The 17,161-nt window shown below is 64.0% G+C and carries 17 protein-coding genes and 2 pseudogenes; 7 read left to right on the top strand and 12 right to left on the bottom strand.

Annotation, left to right across the window (positions count from 1 at the left end; all coding sequences use genetic code 11):
- Positions 1–7 precede the first annotated feature (7 nt).
- The 3 genes and pseudogenes from AB8998_RS21650 to AB8998_RS21640 all read left to right on the top strand — a co-directional run.
- A pseudogene (locus tag AB8998_RS21650) lies at positions 8–235 on the top strand (MMPL family transporter); the annotation flags it as partial.
- A 25-nt stretch (positions 236–260) separates the two neighbouring features.
- The gene (locus tag AB8998_RS21645) at positions 261–686 is read left to right on the top strand and encodes an MMPL family transporter (RefSeq protein ID WP_369739708.1); all 426 of its coding nucleotides are present in this window, start codon (positions 261–263) and stop codon (positions 684–686) included.
- A 39-nt stretch (positions 687–725) separates the two neighbouring features.
- A complete protein-coding gene (locus AB8998_RS21640; protein WP_369739707.1) occupies positions 726–1,253 on the top strand; it encodes a hypothetical protein in 528 nt (175 codons plus the stop codon).
- Here AB8998_RS21640 and AB8998_RS21635 read toward each other — a convergent pair.
- From AB8998_RS21635 to AB8998_RS21605, 7 genes and pseudogenes are all read right to left on the bottom strand, one after another.
- Positions 1,202–1,453: pseudogene (locus AB8998_RS21635) on the bottom strand (integrase core domain-containing protein); the annotation flags it as partial. The gene AB8998_RS21640 and the pseudogene AB8998_RS21635 sit on opposite strands and share 52 nt — an antisense overlap.
- A gap of 36 nt (positions 1,454–1,489) precedes the next feature.
- Entirely contained in the window at positions 1,490–2,548 is a 1,059-nt protein-coding gene (locus AB8998_RS21630; protein ID WP_369739255.1) for a transposase, read from the bottom strand.
- Positions 2,549–2,556: 8 nt separating this feature from the next.
- Positions 2,557–2,886, bottom strand: a complete 330-nt coding sequence (locus AB8998_RS21625) for a hypothetical protein (RefSeq protein WP_369739254.1) — start codon at positions 2,884–2,886, stop codon at positions 2,557–2,559.
- Positions 2,887–2,991: 105 nt separating this feature from the next.
- Positions 2,992–4,395 (bottom strand): recombinase XerD, encoded by a 1,404-nt coding sequence (locus tag AB8998_RS21620; protein ID WP_369739706.1) that lies wholly within the window; start codon positions 4,393–4,395, stop codon positions 2,992–2,994.
- A gap of 76 nt (positions 4,396–4,471) precedes the next feature.
- The gene (locus AB8998_RS21615; protein ID WP_369739705.1) at positions 4,472–4,819 is read right to left on the bottom strand and encodes a helix-turn-helix domain-containing protein; all 348 of its coding nucleotides are present in this window, start codon (positions 4,817–4,819) and stop codon (positions 4,472–4,474) included.
- Positions 4,816–5,919 carry a tyrosine-type recombinase/integrase gene (locus tag AB8998_RS21610; RefSeq protein WP_369739704.1) on the bottom strand — a complete coding sequence of 368 codons (1,104 nt, stop codon included), beginning with the start codon at positions 5,917–5,919 and terminating at the stop codon, positions 4,816–4,818. The genes AB8998_RS21615 and AB8998_RS21610 overlap by 4 nt, the downstream gene beginning before the upstream one ends.
- A 586-nt stretch (positions 5,920–6,505) precedes the next feature.
- The gene (locus AB8998_RS21605; protein WP_369739703.1) at positions 6,506–7,129 is read right to left on the bottom strand and encodes a nucleotidyl transferase AbiEii/AbiGii toxin family protein; all 624 of its coding nucleotides are present in this window, start codon (positions 7,127–7,129) and stop codon (positions 6,506–6,508) included.
- A gap of 109 nt (positions 7,130–7,238) precedes the next feature.
- Here AB8998_RS21605 and istA point away from each other — a divergent pair, with 109 nt between their 5' ends.
- Together istA and AB8998_RS21595 are read left to right on the top strand one after the other, a co-directional pair.
- A complete protein-coding gene (gene istA / locus AB8998_RS21600) occupies positions 7,239–8,870 on the top strand; it encodes an IS21 family transposase (RefSeq protein ID WP_369739702.1) in 1,632 nt (543 codons plus the stop codon).
- A 5-nt stretch (positions 8,871–8,875) separates the two neighbouring features.
- Positions 8,876–9,547, top strand: a complete 672-nt coding sequence (locus AB8998_RS21595) for an ATP-binding protein (protein WP_369739701.1) — start codon at positions 8,876–8,878, stop codon at positions 9,545–9,547.
- Positions 9,548–9,578: 31 nt separating this feature from the next.
- Here AB8998_RS21595 and AB8998_RS21590 read toward each other — a convergent pair whose 3' ends face one another.
- On the bottom strand, positions 9,579–10,157 hold the full coding sequence (locus tag AB8998_RS21590) for a site-specific integrase (protein ID WP_246133536.1): 579 nt from the start codon (positions 10,155–10,157) through the stop codon (positions 9,579–9,581).
- Positions 10,158–10,160: 3 nt separating this feature from the next.
- Here AB8998_RS21590 and AB8998_RS21585 point away from each other — a divergent pair, with 3 nt between their 5' ends.
- Both AB8998_RS21585 and AB8998_RS21580 read left to right on the top strand, forming a co-directional pair.
- Positions 10,161–10,313, top strand: coding sequence for a hypothetical protein (locus AB8998_RS21585; protein ID WP_246133537.1), 153 nt, complete (start codon positions 10,161–10,163; stop codon positions 10,311–10,313).
- A gap of 193 nt (positions 10,314–10,506) precedes the next feature.
- Positions 10,507–11,742, top strand: a complete 1,236-nt coding sequence (locus tag AB8998_RS21580; protein ID WP_369741377.1) for an IS256 family transposase — start codon at positions 10,507–10,509, stop codon at positions 11,740–11,742.
- Positions 11,743–11,772: 30 nt separating this feature from the next.
- Here the strand turns inward: AB8998_RS21580 and AB8998_RS21575 are convergent, their stop codons facing one another.
- The 4 genes from AB8998_RS21575 to AB8998_RS21560 all read right to left on the bottom strand — a co-directional run bounded on the left by AB8998_RS21575 (position 11,773) and on the right by AB8998_RS21560 (position 17,159).
- Positions 11,773–12,183, bottom strand: a complete 411-nt coding sequence (locus tag AB8998_RS21575; protein ID WP_246133538.1) for a hypothetical protein — start codon at positions 12,181–12,183, stop codon at positions 11,773–11,775.
- 488 nt (positions 12,184–12,671) lie between these two features.
- On the bottom strand, positions 12,672–12,986 hold the full coding sequence (locus AB8998_RS21570; RefSeq protein ID WP_144955196.1) for a helix-turn-helix domain-containing protein: 315 nt from the start codon (positions 12,984–12,986) through the stop codon (positions 12,672–12,674).
- Between the two features lie 151 nt (positions 12,987–13,137).
- On the bottom strand, positions 13,138–14,724 hold the full coding sequence (locus AB8998_RS21565) for a flavin-containing monooxygenase (protein ID WP_369741375.1): 1,587 nt from the start codon (positions 14,722–14,724) through the stop codon (positions 13,138–13,140).
- Between the two features lie 5 nt (positions 14,725–14,729).
- Positions 14,730–17,159 carry a hypothetical protein gene (locus tag AB8998_RS21560; protein ID WP_369736419.1) on the bottom strand — a complete coding sequence of 810 codons (2,430 nt, stop codon included), beginning with the start codon at positions 17,157–17,159 and terminating at the stop codon, positions 14,730–14,732.
- Between the last annotated feature and the right edge of the window lie 2 nt (positions 17,160–17,161).

Genomic DNA, 17,161 nt, shown 5'->3' with positions numbered 1-17,161 from the left:
TTGCGAGGTGCCTCTCACGCATGTACCGATCTTCCTTAGACAAGTAGATCTTCCACTGCGGGACAGGCACTTTCGCGTATCAACACCCAGCTACATCGACATCCCGCGAAAAATCCGGGCTAATGCGGCTTTCACGGCAGCGTACCGCGGGATAGTTCCGGTCAGCGTCGCCCCTGGTCTGACCGTCGCAGGCGGCCTTGCCTGCATGAATCTCACCCAGCTCGATCTATTCAAGACAATTGGACTATTGCGCTGTCGGCATGCTTTTCGCGGTTGCCTCTGCGTTGACGGTGACTCCTGCGGTGCTGCTGATCGGTGCGCAGAGGTTCGGGCTTTTCGAGCCGCGCAAGCGGGCTCGCAGTGCGACGTTGTGGCGACGCATGGGTATTCGGATTGCTCGCTGGCCGGTGCCGATCTTCGTCGCGACCACAGCGGTGCTAGTCCTATTCATGTTAGCTATACCTACAGGGCAGCTAAACAACGACGAGCTTGACTTTGTGCCGAAGAATGTACCTAGTTCGCGCGGATTATCCGCCGCCAAGAAGCACTTCCCGCTGAGCCAGATGTCGCCGGACGTCGTCCTCATCGAGGCCGACCACGATCTGCGCAACTCAGCCGACATTGGTCTACTTGAGAGGGCGGCTCGGACAATCAGCCAGAGGCCCGACGTCAACTCCGTTCAGTAGATTACCCGGCCATTGGGCGTTCCGTTGGACCAAGCATCTGTGACCTACGGAGTGAGCTATGCACGAAGCCTGATATCGCAAAATGCGATCATCATCGATAAGCGCTTAGAGCAGATGCAGCAACTAACTGACAACCTTGGTCAGCTGATTCCGCAGATTGACGGTGTGCAAACTCAATTGGCGAACGCGCATCAAGACATGCAGCAGTTAAGCGCGGCGTCCGCTCAAATTCAGGACACCCTTCGCGGTCTCAATGATCGTGTGAACGACTTTAACCGCCAGATTGGGCAGGTGCGGGAGCTAGTTGATGCTCAGTCAAATTGTGAAGCAGAATCACTTTGCACGCAACTAAAAGCAGCATTGAACTATTTTGACAGTATCAGCAAGATCAATGTACCGATGAAACAGTCGACTCTAAAGTTCACCTCTATCGATGAGAACCTGTATCAATCGACAGAATCCATACCGCTGGTGAAGAGTTCATTGATCGAGATGAATCGCACCGGCATGTCCGGTCACTTTGTTTCTGAGCTCCCGACCGGACGGCGGGGCTGGTGTTCACGGTAGTAGGCGGCCTCCAATTCGGCTGGCGGGATGTCCCCGCAGTACTCGTATAGCCGGCGATGGTTGAACCAGTCGACCCATTCGGCGGTGGCATACTCGACCTGCTCGACGGTGCGCCAGGGTCCGCGGGGTTTGATCAGCTCGGTTTTGTACAGGCCGTTGATCGTCTCCGCGGGCGCATTATCGAATGAATCTCCAACGCTGCGTTTCTGACTTAACCGCAGAGATCGCGCGGGAAATTACCCAATGCATGGCGTCTCCCCGGTGGGGTTGGTGCTGGTTCGACGATGGTAGTCCAGGCGGCGTTGGCGTGCTCGGTCGAGGCCGTCACGACGGGCCTGGCGGATAGCCTCTCCACGGCCGGCGTGCTCGTCGTCGGGGGTCACATAGCCAATCGCTTCGTGGAGCCTGACGCAATTGTATTCGGTTCGCACCCTTGCGAGTTCGGTTTCCAGCAGCGCCGGGTCGGTGATGGCCTCCAGGTGCGGCCACTCGCACTTGATGTGGCCGAAGAACGATTCGATCCACGCTTGGTCTTGTGGCACGCCGGGGCGACCATGGTGTTGGACGATGGCCATCAGGGCCATGAAAGCGCGGGTGTCGTGGGCGGTCATCGGCGGCCCGTTGTCGGAAACCGCCAGTAGGATCGGGCGGCGCGGATCGTCCGCGTCGAGGTCGAGGCGCTCGTCGGTCAGCAAATCCAACAGGTCCTCGATTTCGAGGGCGTGTTCGAAGACCACCTGCACCTGGGTGGTGGTCTCCTCGACGCTGACCAGGGTGTCGATCCACTTGCGTGACACCATATCGACGATGGCGAAGACGACGCGGCGAGCCCGGGTGAAGTGGGTCGCGTCCCAGATCCAAATCCGGTTGGGCGCCCACACCAGCCAGTCCGGCCAGGGCTTTTTCTCCGACCGGCGCCGTGGTTGAGGTGCCGGCAGGCTCAGCCCGTGGGTGATGAGCACCCGGCGCAGGGTGGCCGGCGCCACCCACACCAGCTGCTGGTAGGAGCCGCGGTGGGCCAGCTTGCGATGCGACCGGTCGATCGGACCCCACTGCTCGACCAGGTCGAGGATCGCGGCCACTTCCTCGGGCAGCAAACCGTGTATCGGGTGCCCGCCCGGGGCGCAGTCGACCAGGGTGCCAGTGTCGCGGCGCCGCGCCCGCCACCGGTGCACCCGCGAATCGGAGACCTGCCACAGCGCACACGCCCAGCTATGGGAGAACCCGGCTGCGACCGCCTCGTCGACCGTCTTGAGGACCAGCTCCTTCGCCTCGGCGGGGACCCGCGCCGGCACCGGTCCGCTCAGCCCCAGCCGGATTTTCCCCGCACAACCGCCAGCTCGATAGCCTGCGCCTTGACCGCCTCGGTCAACTGCGCGATCTCGGATCGTGCCGCCTCCAATTGCCAATCGCGTTGCCGGCCAGGACGCCCCGGCTTGCGGGCCAGGGCGGCCAGTGCGGCGTCTTTGACTGTGCGGCGTATCCCGATCACCGTTGACACGTCGACGGCCCACCTGCGCGCGGCCTCGGCCTGGCTGATCTCCCCGGCAGTGACCTGCAGGAAGATCTCCCACTTCGTCTCCGCCGACAGCTTCATCGGCCGCCGACGGCCGGACTCGTTCGACTCGGGCATGGATCGCTCCTCTCGGATCACCCGAGAAGACTCCCACCCTTGGGTAATTTCTCACCCCGATCTCTGCGGCGAAGTCAGACGCAAACCACACCGACTCCGGAACCACTACGTGACGTAGCGCGACCATGGTTGGGCTGCCAGTTGGGCATGTCGTTGGGTGCAGTTGTGGCTGTAGCCCAAGAGGTGGGAGACGACGGGAGGGGGTATTTCGGCGACCAGGTTCTGCAGCGCGGAGTTGCGTGCTCCGAGCAGGTTGATACCTAGGGTGCGCAGCTTCAGCATCATGGAGTGGTGTTCGAGGTGCTTGCCGGGGCGGTGGCCGGGAAATAGCCAGGGGTTGGTGTTCAGGCCTCCAGCGGTCCGGAGGTTGGGTCGGTTGTGCAGGTGGTCTTTGAGCATGTCGGCGAAGGGCTCGGGTATTGGAACAGGTTCGGCGCCAAGTGATATGCGTGTCTCGCCGGCGGCCGTGACGATTGCGGCTGTCGGCAGGGCGACGATTTTGGCCACGGGCTGGGCGTAGAGCAGCAGCAATGTGCCGGCAACGCGGTAGGGCAGTGATTCGGTGTCCCCGTGGAGTAATTCCTTAATCCATGCCAGTCGCTGGTCTTGGGTGAGCAAGCGGGTGTCCTTGGCTTGTGGAGCGTCGAGGTGCAGGGCGGTGTTGACCTTGCTTTTCGAGGCCCACACGACGAAGGTGCGGATCTTGGTACGAGTTGTCGGTCCAGTGGCTAACCACTCGTCGATGTCTTGTTGTCGGCAGGTCGCCGCGGTGCGGTGATGGTTCTCGTGCAACCAGCTGAGGAATTTGATTGTCTCGTTGATCTCTTGTTTGGCCGAATGTGTTGGTCCGTGGGAGCTTTGGCCTGAAGCAGAGGTTCGGCGTAGGCGGTGCAGGTGATGCCAGGTGGCGAATTGCTCGACGGGGGCTCGAACGGCTGGCTCGCAGATCGCGTCGAGTTTGCAGGCCAGCCAGGCCTGGAAACGGGCAAGGGGTTCATCGCGTGGCGGCAGCAGGCCGTTGTGCTCGAGGAGGCTGCGCAGATGGGAGATCTGTCTGCTCTGTCCGGCGGCGTCCAGACCATCGTGGCTGAGTGGGATGTCCTCGCTGGCCAGGCCCATCAGCAGGGCCCGAACGGTAGGGGAGCGTTTCCAGGTAAGGATGCTTTCGGGTCGGTCAACCCCGCAAAGGATTGTCACGATGGTCCCCATGGCGACCGGGTCGGCGGCGTCGTGGACCATCAGAGCAGTGAGGTCGTCGCGAAGCGCGCAGCGGGCGCACTGCCCGCTCCGATACAGCTGGCCTTCGGTGTGGCAGGTTGCGCATCGGTAGTCGTCGGAGATGCCGGCGCATGACAGGCATACCGGTCGAGGATCGGCTCGATTGACCCGACCGGGCAGCACGCCGTCGTGCCCACAAATGGGACAGATGCCGCGGGTGCGCATCGCGGTGTAGAAGCAGCTGTGGCACAGTCGATCAGCGGGCCAGTTCACGCGCAATTGGTTGGCCATCCGGTGGCACCTCGTGCAGCACAAGGCGCCGTCGCGGACCGCAGGCCGTCCGCGACGTGTCGGCGGCCGGTCGGGATCAATCCTCATCGCGGATCACCCGGGCCCGGCGCGGACGCACCGACTTGTTGAGGTCGAACACATTTGGGCGCGCAGTCGTGGTGGATGAGGCGGCTTTCTTGCGGCGGACGTCAGTCGCGGTGATGGTGAGAAGATCCTCGACGCCGCATCCGAAGATGTCGCACAGGGCGGCGAGTAGGTGCAGTGACAACCGTTCAGGCCGTTGGTAAACGATGCGATACACCTGGGGCCGGGACAGCTCGATACCGCGTTCGGCGAGCCGCGGCATCAGGTCGGTGCTGTTGTGCATACCGTGGGCGGCCATGATCTCCGGTAGCCGCCAGGCATAGTCGACGCGACGCTTCACGAGTCCTCCTTGCTGGACGACAGTGCGTCGTTGATGGTGGAGTCCAACGCCCGCCGCAACGTGCGGATGCGGAAATCACTGGACACGCAGGTATATAACGCCGTGGCGCTGGCGTGTTCATGGCCCAATTGGTCCTGGACGAACTTGGCGTCCCATCCATCTTCTATCAGGTGGGTGGCGTAGGAGCGACGCAGCGAATGCAGGTCCAGCCCGGGCGACAACCCGAGGTGGTCGCAATAACGGCGGAATCGGCGCAGGAGGGTATCTTCGGACACCAGCGCTCCGCGCTCGCTGGGAAACAGGTCGATACTGTCATCCATGCAACGCTGTCCGTGCGCCAGCCAATCGGCGATAACCTCCGGCGTCCAGTCAAAGACAGTCAGCACACTGCGGCGTTTGTACGGTGACCCGCGTTTTGCCTTGCCGTAACGGACATGAACCAGCCCGTAGCGTCCGAACTCGCGCCCGTGCGGATTACGAGCGAAGTCAACGGTTTGCAAGTGGCGAAGTTCGTTGAACCGCAATCCATACGAGTAGGCCAGCTTAAACATGACAGCATCGCGGTAGGCCGGCAACCAGCCCTTGCGCGCAGAGGCGGCGATCAACACGACTTGGTCGTCGGCATGGTCAAAGAAATCCTGCAGCTCCTTCTTGGTGAACGCGCGCTTGGCCGGCGATTGTTCGTTGTCTTGCACGTGTGCGGCGGTGTTCCACTCGAAGAAGACCTGCGCCGGGTGGCTACCGAATCTCTGCTCGCACACTCGGTCCCAGCCGTAGTCGGGATGACTGACGTAGGAGCAGAACATCCGCAACGCGTTCTGATACCCGCGGATGGTCGACTGCCTGCGCCGCGATATCGAGCGCAGGTCGCTGAAGAACTCCTCGACCATCGTTGGAGTCCACGTCCACGGAAATTCGTTGGTATACCCCAGGAACCGCTCCACGAGCCGGATCCGCTGATCGATGGTGTCGTGCGCGAGGTTGCGACACAGTTGCTGATTGCGCCAACCGTCGAGCATCTCCCGAACCATCTGCGCCTCGGGATGAAGCAGCGGAACAGAGTCAACGACGTAGAAACGGCCACTCTTGTCGACGGGCAAAACAGCCTCCCGAGCGTGTCTCGTTTGATGAGTTATTGAATCACTCAATGAATCATTACCACATCGGAGCACGTCAGCGCTAGGCGTCTGGGACAGGTCGTGCGGCCTATCGGCGGAGGGCGAAGACCTACACCGGTGGAGTCCTGCTACCGAGGACACCAACATCGCAGGTCAATGCCCATCTCAGAAGGCCAACAGCGCCACTCGGCGGGCCAACCGGAGACGAGGAAAATGATTCATCTGTTGCAATATGCAGACTAACATCATGGATAATGAAGATTATCTATGAAACGTGCGTCGCGACGGCGAGGCGGTTGCACTCGTCGCTCAGCGTGGTGGCCACGGATTTGGCGACGGAATAGGGTGGAACCGATGCGGACGAGCAGGACGCGGCGAAACAGCGTGGACGGCTGAACGTCGATGACCTGCAGCTATGAGACCGATCGTATTGCAGAAGACCGCTACGGGTTAGCTCATAACCCAGGGGCGCCGGGCGACAGGCGGCTCGACACTTCGCTCCGGTGCGGACTCTTCCGGGGCCGGTCATTCTTCCGGAAGCCGTTCTACTGCTGCGTAATTCGGCGACTCAGGTGTGAGCAGGAAAAGATGCGAGGGCCGTCTCCACCTCGTGCAGGTCTCGTTCGTTGCATTGGGCCCAGCGCTGCTCGTCGGCGTCGAGGTGAGCAACGAAGGCATAGCGGTCGCGGATGGCGGCGATCCACTCGTTGATACGCACAGGCCTTGTGAGGTAGCCGATGTCTTCTTGACGGAACTCACGCTCGTCCCGCGGCCTGAGGATCTCCTGCGGGTCGACTGGCTTGGTTCCGCGGCCGTCGACAACGACGTCGCGGTAGACCTTGAGTACCCAGAGCCGGCGGACGAGGGACTCATCGAGTGCACCCGAGGTTGCGAACCATTGCAGATCGTAGAGATCTCGTGCCAGCGACACTCGGCGGTATCGTGCGAGCTTCTCGGCGACGGCCTCCTCGCCGCGCACTACGGGAGTCGTCGGCAGGACGAAGTCGTACCTGTCGTGGATCGGTAGTCGCACCGGATCGAGGATCTCGGGTGCCAGGCTGAGCGCGTGTCGCGCCAGCTCTATCTTGGCACCCAGCTGCGGCCGGCCGAATGGCGTGTCTACCAACAGGTCACCACGCTGTCGACCGCCATGGTGATGGGACCACTTTGACCAGGGTTTAGCCAGCTTCATTGGACCACCCGTTTGCCAGTTATGGGACCACCGGCGTGTCGTCGCGGGGGGTCGCTCGATTACTGGGTCGGATCGCTTCATGTCGATCGATGTGAAGGAGGTCCGCTGAATGTATCGGGAGGTTTCGGTGATCGAGGTACGCGAGCTGTTGCGGGTGTGGATGTCGGGGGCCGGCTTGCGCCGGGTTGCTGCGTTGGCAGGGGTCGATCGCAAGACCGCACGCGACTATACGAACGCCGCGGAGTTGGCGGGGTTGGTCCGTGACGGCGATCTGGAGCAGCTCACCGACGAGCTGATCGGGGCGGTGATCGAGGCGGTGCGGCCAGGCCGGCCAGATAGCCACGGTGCGATGTGGGAGTTGTTGCGCGCCAACCACGATCAGATCGTCAAGTGGGTCGAAAAGGGGCTGACGGTGGTCAAGATCGGTGACCTGTTGGCACGTCAAGGCATTATGGTTCCGCAGCGGACCCTGCACCGGTACTGCACGCAGTGCACCGCCTACCGGGGTCGTGGCGGCGCTGGCACGGTGCCGGTTGCCGACGGTGAGCCCGGTGTGGAGTGCCAGATCGACTTCGGTCAGATGGGCAAGGTCTTCGATCCCGGGTCAGGGCGCAACCGGGTGGTGCACGCGTTGATCTTCACTGCGGTGTACTCGCGGCACATGTTCGTGTGGCTGACGTTGCGCCAGACCCTGGAGGCGATCATCGCCGGCTGCGAGGCGGCCTGGCGATTCTACGGCGGTGTCTTCAAAGTGCTGATCCCAGACAACATGACACCGATTGTGCCCAAGGCGGATTCGACCGATCCGCAGTTCAGTGTGGGGTGGACGGAGTACTCGCAAGCCCGCGGATTTTTCACCGACCCGGCCAGGGTGGCACACCCGTGCGACAAACCGCGAGTGGAACGCATGGTCCAGTACGTGCGGGGCAACTTCTTCGCTGGTGAGGACTTCGCCGACCTGGCCGACGCTCAGGCTCGAGCCCAGGTGTGGTGTGCCGATAAGGCCGGGCAGCGTATCCACGGCACTACCTGCCAGCGCCCTGCTGTGGTGTTCGCCGAATGTGAGGCTGCGCTGCTGCTGCCCGCCCCGACCGTGGTCTACCAGGTGCCGATCTACGCGCAAGCCAAGGTGCACCGTGACTACCACATTCAAGTCGATCGAGCCTTGTACTCGATTCCCGAACACCTTCGCGGGCAAACCGTTTCGGTTCGCGCCGATGGTGAGTTGGTCAAGGCGTTTTTCCGCGGCAAGCTGATCAAAACCCACCCCCGCCAGCCCGCCGGCGGGCGCTCCACCGACCCGGCCGATCTGCCCGCCGACAAGACCGGCTACGCCATGCGGGATCTGACCCGGCTGATCACCACCGCCGCCGGCCACGGGGCTGATATCGGCATCTACGCCGAACGCCTGCTCGACCACCAGCTGCCCTGGACCCGGATGCGCCAGGTCTACCGACTGTTGGGGCTGGTCAAACGCTACGGCGCGACACCAGTGGACACCGCCTGCGGGCGTGCCCTGGAACTCGACGTGGTCTCGGTATCCAAGATCGCCGCCATGCTGCAAAAAGCCACCGAGAACACCCCTGCCGAGCCAGCGCGGGCGGCCACCGGGCTGGCACCGGCCCGGTTTGCCCGCGATCCGGGCGAATACCGCCCCCACGGCCGGCAGCGGCCCGACTGGCTCAGCATCATCGACGGCGGCGCCGCCCCCACCAGCAGCGACGAAACCCAGGGGCGGTGATCACCATGGCAACCAAACCCATTGTCAGCGACCCGATCTCGACTGACCTGAAGAATGTGATGCGCCAACTCAAGCTCGGGCGGATGCTCGACACCCTGCCCGAGCGGCTCACCTTGGCCCACCAGCAGCACCTATCCCACGCGGCGTTTTTGGAGCTGGTCCTCGCCGATGAGGCCAGCCGCCGCGACAACAGCTCAGCGGCCCGCCGCGCCCGCGACGCAGGACTGGACACCGCAATGCGGCTGGATTCCTGGGACGACGCCGCGGCGGTGCGCTACGACCGCACCTTGTGGACCGACCTGACCAGCCTGCGGTTTCTCGACGGCCCTCACGGGGCTTTGCTGCTCGGACCCGTTGGGGTGGGCAAGACACATCTGGCGACGACACTGGGTCACATCGCCGTGCGCCGCCGCATCCCCACCCTGATGCTGCGTGCTGATGCAATGTTCAAGCGGCTCAGAGCATCCCGACTCGACAACAGCACCGAAGCCGAGATGCGCCGCCTGGCCCAAATCCGGCTGCTGATCATCGACGATTTCGCCCTGCAGCCGATGGACGCCACCGCGACCGCCGATTTCTACGAGCTCGTCGTGGCCCGCCACCAACGGGCCTCGACCGTGCTGACCTCCAACCGCAGCCCCGATAAAGCGCACATGTTCGCGCGAACCTGTGCGTAGGCGCTGCCGAAGCGTGACACGTTCGCACTTGTCAGGATTCAGCAAGCTGGTCTAGCAATCGGCCATCGTCGAGCTGATCGGCGAGGTAGATCATCGCCCCTTCGGGTTTCATGCCGAATGCTGCGGCGACGAGTTTCGGGTCCATTGTGTTGACGAGATCGGCCAGTCGCGTACTGCGCAGCATCTTGGGCGGCAGGCCGCACGGGTCGAGCAGGTGGCTCATGTAGGCCTCGGAAGCCGGCCGTCGATCGGCCTTGGTGCCCCTGGTGACGAGTACGTGCGGGTTGTCGGTGCGCAGCGTGTCGCGGTGCTCGAGGCAGCGCTGCAGCGCGGCCCAGCTGACCGGGTCGAGCGGCACTGGGTGAGGACGTCTGCCGAGGGTGATCGAGCGATTGACGGTATCGATGTGCTCGACCCGTAGCTGACGCACCTCGCTGCTGGAGGCGCCGTGCAGTATTGCCAGCAGCCCGAACAGCGCCTCGTGTGGGTGCACTGCCGAATCACCGCTCCAGCGCTCAAACAGCACGCGCTGTTCGGGGATGGTGAGAGTACGGCCACGAAATGCCCTGTGCCGCTTGATGGTGACGCCGCGGGTTGGATCGATGAGCACCAGATGATGGTTGCGTGCGAATCGGAAGAATTGGCGCAGCACCGCCAGGCGGCGGGCCCGGTTTTTCGGCAGCTCGGCGAGGAACGCCTCGATATCGGCGATGTCTGCGAGGGCCCAATCCTGTTTGCCGCGTTGGGTATCGAGGAAGCGGGCTAGATCACGTACGATCGTCAGCGCCGACTCGATGGTGCGGTCGGTACGGGGCCGAGTGCCCGCACGGCGGGCGTGTCATTCCATCTGTGTAAGTCCGGGGTGGTCCATCATCGGACCGCCGTTGGGCGGACAGAAGGAGTGTTTTGTGACCAAGACCATGCAGATGCCGGCTGAGGAGACGACCGCGGCGCGGCGGCTGGCCGAGATGTTCACCGAAGAGACGCTGGACTCGTTGATTAAGGATGCGGTGAAGACCGGGACCCCGATCGACGGCGCGGACGGTTTGCTGAACCAGCTGACTAAGGCCGTGCTGGAGCGGGCGCTGAATGCGGAGCTAACCCACCATCTGGGCTATGAGGCCGGCGATCCGGCCGGACGCGGATCGGGAAATTCGCGCAACGGCACCACGCCGAAAACGGTGACCACCGTCAACGGCCCGGTGCAGATCGATGCGCCGCGTGATCGCAACGGCTCGTTTGAGCCGGCGATTGTGCCGAAGAAGACCCGCCGGCTCAACAACATCAATTCGGTGGTGTTGTCGCTGTATTCACGGGGAATGACCACCCGCGATATCGAAGCCCACCTGCAGGAGGTCTATGGGGCGTCGGTGTCGCGGGAGTTGATCTCCAATATCACCGAGGTGGTGGTCGATGAGATCAAGGCCTGGCAGGCCCGCCCGCTCGATGAGGTCTACCCGATCCTCTACATCGATGGGCTGCGGCTGCGGATCGGCGACAACGGGGTCATCACCACCAAGGTCGCCTATTTGGCCATTGGCGTGGATCTGGAGGGCCGCAAACACGCCTTGGGCTGCTGGATCCAGGACTCCGAGGGGGCGAAGTTCTGGCAGAAGGTCGTCATCGACCTGCGCAACCGCGGGGTGCGCGACATCCTCATCGCCTGCTGCGACGGGCTGACCGGTCTGCCTGATGCGATCCGCTCGATCTATCCCGATACCGTGGTGCAGACCTGCGTCGTGCACGTCATTAGGAATGCGATGCGCTTCGTGTCTTATAAGGACCGCAAGAAGGTCGCCACCGCGATGCGGGCGATCTACAGTGCGCCGACCGTCGATGGAGCCGAACTCGCACTCAAGGAGTTCGACCAGCAATTCGGCGCCCAATATCCGGGTGCAATTGACGTGTGGCACAACGCCTGGGGGGAATTCGTTCCGTTCCTGGACTATCCGGTGGAGTTGCGCAAGATCGTCTACACCACCAATGCGATCGAGTCGATCAACTTCCAGTTGCGCAAGATCACCAAGAACCGTGGTCATTTCACGGACAAGGACGCCGCGATGAAGTTGCTGTACCTCGGGCTGCGCAACATCTCCAGCGAGAGAGGAGGCTATTCGGGTACTGGAACGCACAACTGGACTGTGGCGCTCAACACACTCGCCAGACTATTCCCTGGGCGAATCCCATTGTGCTAGAATACAACTCGTAGTCAAATCACCTCTGACTTACACAGAAATCGTGACAGGCTCCGCACGGCGGGCGCGTTCACGCGCGTGCAGCATGGACTCAGCGAAGGACGCGACAGCGCCACGCATCCCGGCCGGTGCGCTGTCGATCCGCCTCTGCCGTCGCCCGGCGGCGAGCCGGTCGGCCTGGTCGGTGGCCATCGCCAAACCACGTTCGGTGAAGAACGCCTCCAACGCCCGAGCCAGCGATCCCATCGACCGACCCGGCGTGCGGGCCCGCTCGAGCACGCTTTGCGGGTGATTTGGGAAATCGTCTGCGAGCAACCGTGCCAACGTGGTGAGCAGCTTGCATGCCTGCGCCGGGCAGTAATGCGTCGCCAGGTCCGCGACGAAATCATCGAGCCAGCCCGGCGGCTCGGCGAGCCGGGCGGCCAGCGTCTCGCCACGCACGAACGGCCGGTCCGGGCGACGCTGCCAGCATCGCCCACACATGCCGCGCCCGACGTGGCGGCGCAACTCGCCGCAGGACACGCAGACCCGGGGCGGATCCTTCGGCGGACCGGGTCGTGAGCACGAGCCACACCACCCAGTCGACTCGCGCAGATAGCCTGGTTTTCCGCAGCGCGGGCAGGTCGATCTCGCGGCCGCGAGCTTGGCCCGCTTCTGACACGGCCGGCACACCACCTCGTTGCGGAACCGCATCGATCTGCCGCATTCCCGGCAACAGCGCGAACACAGCACGCACCGACCCACCGCCGACACCAGCACCCGGTCGCGCCCACAGCGTGGGCATTGCGCCTTGGCCGCCTGCGTCCGTAACCGGCGGGTGCACAGGCAGCAATGCTCGCGGCCGAGGTATCCGACCGGGGCTCCGCAGTCGACGCAGTCTCGTTGCTTTTTCCCCATCGGCCGCAACCCGTTCCGAAGCTTCGCCGAATCTACATCGGCGGCATCGACCGGCCCCGCACGTTGGCTGTCTTCGGTTCCGACGGAACCGACCGCGCCGGAGTGGCGGGCCGTTCGAGCGGGGTGGTATCGGTCTCGAACAGGTCGTCGGGGGTGCACTGCAATGCGGTGCATAACGCGATCAGCGTCGAGAGCTTGATCTGGCTGGGTTCCTTGGTGAACAGCGCCGACACCGACGCCGCCGACATCTCCACCCCGGCCTTCTCTGCCAGCAGTCGCCGCAGCTCGGTTCCGGTCCACACCTCACGCTGCGCAGCCGCCATCCGCAACCGCCACCGGATCTTCATGCCGTCCCGTCCTCTCCGCTGAGCTCGGCCAAGGTCGAGGTGACCGCACGCCGATAAGCGTCCTCGATGAATGTCGCCGACGGACGCTCTGGCGACGTCGGATATCGCAACTGTCGGAATGCCAGGTTGGTCGGGTCCGAGTCTGTCGGTGTCATGTCTGGTTCCGATCGGGGTGTTCGTTGGTCCGGCGCCGGGTCGCGTTGTGTCGGCGAAGGACACCAACCAGGGTGAGAGCGGCAAATGCCGCAAGAGCATGCTGGGCGCTCAAGTAGTAGCGGCGACGGTCGATCTTGCGACCGCGGGCCGGGCGCCGTTCTTGGGCGAGGTTTCGGTAGCGTGTCGGCGAGAACGACCCGAAATATTCGCTGACGAAGTTGCTGGTTCGCCGTGTCGGTAATCCCATGTCGGCCAACAGGTCGTCGATGTGGTGCACCAGGTGCGGTCCGATTTGATAGCCCTGCGGTCGAGCTGGCATGACCTCCTCCAGCCAGGCCTGCACGCGTCGTATCTCAGTCTGCATTTCATCGAGACTGGGAAGTGCGAGTTCGCCGCGGAAGCATCGTGAAAGCCAGTGGGCTGAGATTTCTGAGCTGAGCTGACACGCGGTCGATGAGGCGTAGCCCACGAACCCGAGGCGCTGCTCGGTGGGCGGAAGGATATGCCGGTAGAGCTGGAATCGCCCGTCGGAGACAACGGGTGTCCGCAGTTCGGGCGCTAGAAACGACAACGGCTGGCGCCAGCCGGTGGCGAAAACGACGATGTCGGCAGCGATCTGATCGCCGCTGGCCAGCAGGACCTGCGGTCCGCCGAGAAAGGCCGCGACCGAGTCACGCCGCAGGACCAGCCGACCGCGGCGGGCCATATCGTAGAACTCCTTGCCGAACCCCAGGTTTTCGATTCCAGTAGGCATCGGCTCGTCAGGCACCATGGCCGCAGGCATCCTGAGCAGGAATCGAAACAGCAGACTCACCACCCGCCAGACCAAGTTGGTCAGCTGCTTGCCCGGCCCGTGCAACAACCTCTCCATCAGGCTGGGGTGGTGGTAGCGGAAGAACGCCTCGGTCGAACGTCCCAGAGTCAGCCGGTCGGCGGGAATACCTCCCGGGAAGTAGCGGGGCATCATCCAGTGGGCCTTTCGGAACACCAGCGTGCATTCCTGCGCGTGCGACCCGGCCCACGCCGCGCAATCCAGCGCGGATTTGCCCGCGCCCACGATCACCACCCGTCGCCCCGCGAACAGGGCAGGATTGGTCGCTTGGCTTGAATGGACCACCGTCCCGGTGAACCGGTCGGCACCGTCGATCGCAGGCATGTCCGGTTCAGAGAAGGTTCCCGCGCATACCACCGCAAAGTCACACACCACGGTGCTCAAACCCGTTGGGCCACAGCTTTCTACCGTGAATTCGTTACCGTGGCGAGACACCCGCACCACCTCAGTCGATAACCGAAGAAGCGGGGCCAACTCGAACCGGGCCACATACGAGGCCAGATACGCGCGCACCTGCTCAGCGCTCGGGAAGATGTCGGCTGATCGGTCATAGGGATGGTCGGAGAATGCGTAGGTGTCGCGTGAGTTGTTGGTACGCAGTCCGGGATAGGTCCGCGATTGGGTCCAAACACCGCCGATCGCCTGCTCCTTCTCGAACACGATCACCTCGAAGCCGTCCTCGCGCAGCACTTTCGCGGTGACCAGGCCCGCAATTCCCGCGCCGATCACGCCGATCCGCCCGGCCCGCATGTCTGTCACGTGACCCGCATCCTTATCTCAGTGGGTGATCGGCGGCTGATTTCGGCTGCGTAAGTGGTCCAGTCGCCGCTGCTGGCGCGCTGCCAGGTCGCGGCGACGCTGATGTGGATTCCCAGGGTGCGCGCCAGCACGGCGGCTGGCAGGTCGGTGGCGAGTTGAAACAGGGCGGCGGAACGTGCGCGGCTGGCTTGGATGCCGAGTTGACGGAGTCGTTCGGCCATGCGGAAGGCGCTGAGGTGGCGGCCGGGCTGCCCGCCGGGGAATAGCCATCGCGAGCTGCGAGGGCGGCCGACGGCGGCGTGAGGTGATCGGGTGGAGACCAGGGCGCGGATCAGTCGGTCTAGCGGTGCTGGGATCAGGATCGGCTCGTGTCCGAGCCGCAACCGGACGCTTTCGTCGGTGAGTTCGATGTCATCAATGGTCAGTTCGCTTATGGCGGCGGCGGTTTGGGCATAGAGCAGCACCAGCAGGGCAGCGACACGGCCGGCGGTGTCGATCGTGTCGTCGTGTAGCAGCCAGCGTGCTTGTTCCCAGCGGGTCTCGGTGTCGATGACGCCGCTGGGGCCGTCCCATCGTTGGGCGGCGTGCTCGACTCGGGTGAGCCTGTTTCGGCGTGCCCAGCGCACGAAGTTGCCGCTGTCGCGACGCTGGCCGGCGGCGGCGCTGGTTAGCCACCGGTCGAGATCTCCCTGTCGGGCAGTGGCAAGCTTAAGGTTATGCGCGGCAAGCCAATCCAGTAGGGCAGCTGCAGATCTGATGGAGCGCTTGGCGGCGCGGGCTTGCCCGTAGGTGGTGTCGGTGTCGCCGACGCGGGCACGCAGGCGGCGGATGACGTGCCAGACGGCGTAGCGGTGCAGCAGGCCGCGCTCCTCGGGATCGACGCGTTCGGTGATGAGGGCGGCGGTCCAGCGCTGCAACCGCAGCATCTGTTCGTCGCGGTGTGGCAGGGTGCCGATCGCGACCAGGACGCTGCGCAGGTGCTCGACCGGCTTGCCCGCGGGCAGTTCGTCGAGCGTCTCGTGCGACAGCACGCGCTGACCGGCCTCTAGCTCGCGCAAGATGGCGGGACCGCCGCCGTTATCGAGCCATACCGCGGCCGTGTTGGGACGTTCGACCGCGACCAGGGCCTCGTAGAGGTCGCACAGGTCGGGGCGGATGTCACCGCGGGCGTCGCCGAGCAGCTCGCGCAGCCGCTGCTGCACGTTGCAGCGGGCGCACCGGCTCGTATACCGGCGGCCGCGTTGACCACATCCGGGACAGGTGCGCCAGAAACCGGACTCGTCACGAACGCATTCGGCGCAAAGCGGTTCGGCCAGCGTGCCGCCGCGGATAGGGCGGAACTCGCCGCACGAAATACATTGGGCCCACCGCTTGTGGCAGGCTTCGCACCACGGGCGGCCGGTGGCAATTGAAATCGTGCTCGGCGCGGTCCGTCCGCAGATCGCGCATTCGGCGATCGTCGGCGGGCGGCAACTGGCGCAGCGTGGTCCGTCCTCGCAGCGGATACTAACCGGTCGGCGGCGGCCGCAGTCCACGCAGACTTCCTGGTTGATCGGATCGGTGACCAGGCAGCTCGGACACACGGGTTGGCCCTGTTCGTCACGGGTGGCGGCTTCGCGAAGCGCGCCGCAGCGAGCGCATGGTTGGGCACGGGACTTGGCGGTGCAGCTGCGGCATAACCACTTTCCGCCGATAGGCCGGTGCAGGTGGATGATTCGACCACAACCGGGGCAGGCCGGGTGGACAATGCCTTTCGCTCCGGCGTCCCCGAGCTGGTCGATCAACCGCAGCACCGCAGGATCAGACGCCTCGGCACCGGCGCCGGTCAGCAGGGCGGGTCGCTGCTGCAATGCCCACGCCAATCGGTATCGGCGTCCGGCACGCGGCACCACCGCCTCGATTGCCGCGTTGATCTCCTCACCCGACAAGCTCGGGTCTGCTCGCCTCACGACGTCGACGATGAGCGGCGTCGGATCCCGCCCGTCATCGGGCAGGCATCGTGAACACCTGGGTCGGCCGTCGCGGTCGCGAAGGTAAACCGGCCTGCTCGAGCCGCATATTGTGCAGGGTTCTCGTCGAGGACCGCACTTCGCGCAATACCAGTCATCCCCGCGTCGCTGCAGGGTGTGTAGATGCTTGCCGCAACCTGCGCAAACCGGAGACGAAATATGCATGGCGCCAGCCGCATTCAGCGCGATCAGCAGCTCACCAATCCCACGTGGCGCTGGCGAGCGCCCGTCGGTCAACACTGCGGGCCGGTCCAGCAATGCCTGGGCGAGGCGGCGCCGTTTCGCTCGTCCACCGGCCATCGCCTCGACCAGTCCGATGACCGTGCGTCGATCCAGCCCGGGCTTTTCGCCAAGCACCAGATCGACGATGACCCCGATCGGGTCGGCGAGCACCTCAGATGCGAATGTCTTTGGCATTG

Source organism: Mycobacterium sp. HUMS_12744610 (assembly GCF_041206865.1).
GTDB lineage: Bacteria > Actinomycetota > Actinomycetes > Mycobacteriales > Mycobacteriaceae > Mycobacterium > Mycobacterium servetii.
The sequence above is the reverse complement of the archived record's forward strand: the minus strand, read 5'-3'. Positions and strand labels throughout refer to the sequence as shown.

Bases quoted from the DNA above. Each gene is read 5' to 3' on its own strand.
- istA (WP_369739702.1), top strand. From the start codon at position 7,239: ATGTATCGGGAGGTTTCGGTGATCGAGGTACGCGAGCTGTTGCGGGTG.
- AB8998_RS21585 (WP_246133537.1), top strand. From the start codon at position 10,161: ATGATGGTTGCGTGCGAATCGGAAGAATTGGCGCAGCACCGCCAGGCG.
- AB8998_RS21645 (WP_369739708.1), top strand. From the start codon at position 261: ATGCTTTTCGCGGTTGCCTCTGCGTTGACGGTGACTCCTGCGGTGCTG.
- AB8998_RS21560 (WP_369736419.1), bottom strand. From the start codon at position 17,159: ATGCCAAAGACATTCGCATCTGAGGTGCTCGCCGACCCGATCGGGGTC.
- AB8998_RS21620 (WP_369739706.1), bottom strand. From the start codon at position 4,395: ATGGCCAACCAATTGCGCGTGAACTGGCCCGCTGATCGACTGTGCCAC.
- AB8998_RS21605 (WP_369739703.1), bottom strand. From the start codon at position 7,129: ATGAAGCTGGCTAAACCCTGGTCAAAGTGGTCCCATCACCATGGCGGT.
- AB8998_RS21565 (WP_369741375.1), bottom strand. From the start codon at position 14,724: ATGCGGGCCGGGCGGATCGGCGTGATCGGCGCGGGAATTGCGGGCCTG.
- AB8998_RS21595 (WP_369739701.1), top strand. From the start codon at position 8,876: ATGGCAACCAAACCCATTGTCAGCGACCCGATCTCGACTGACCTGAAG.
- AB8998_RS21570 (WP_144955196.1), bottom strand. From the start codon at position 12,986: ATGAAGATCCGGTGGCGGTTGCGGATGGCGGCTGCGCAGCGTGAGGTG.
- AB8998_RS21625 (WP_369739254.1), bottom strand. From the start codon at position 2,886: ATGCCCGAGTCGAACGAGTCCGGCCGTCGGCGGCCGATGAAGCTGTCG.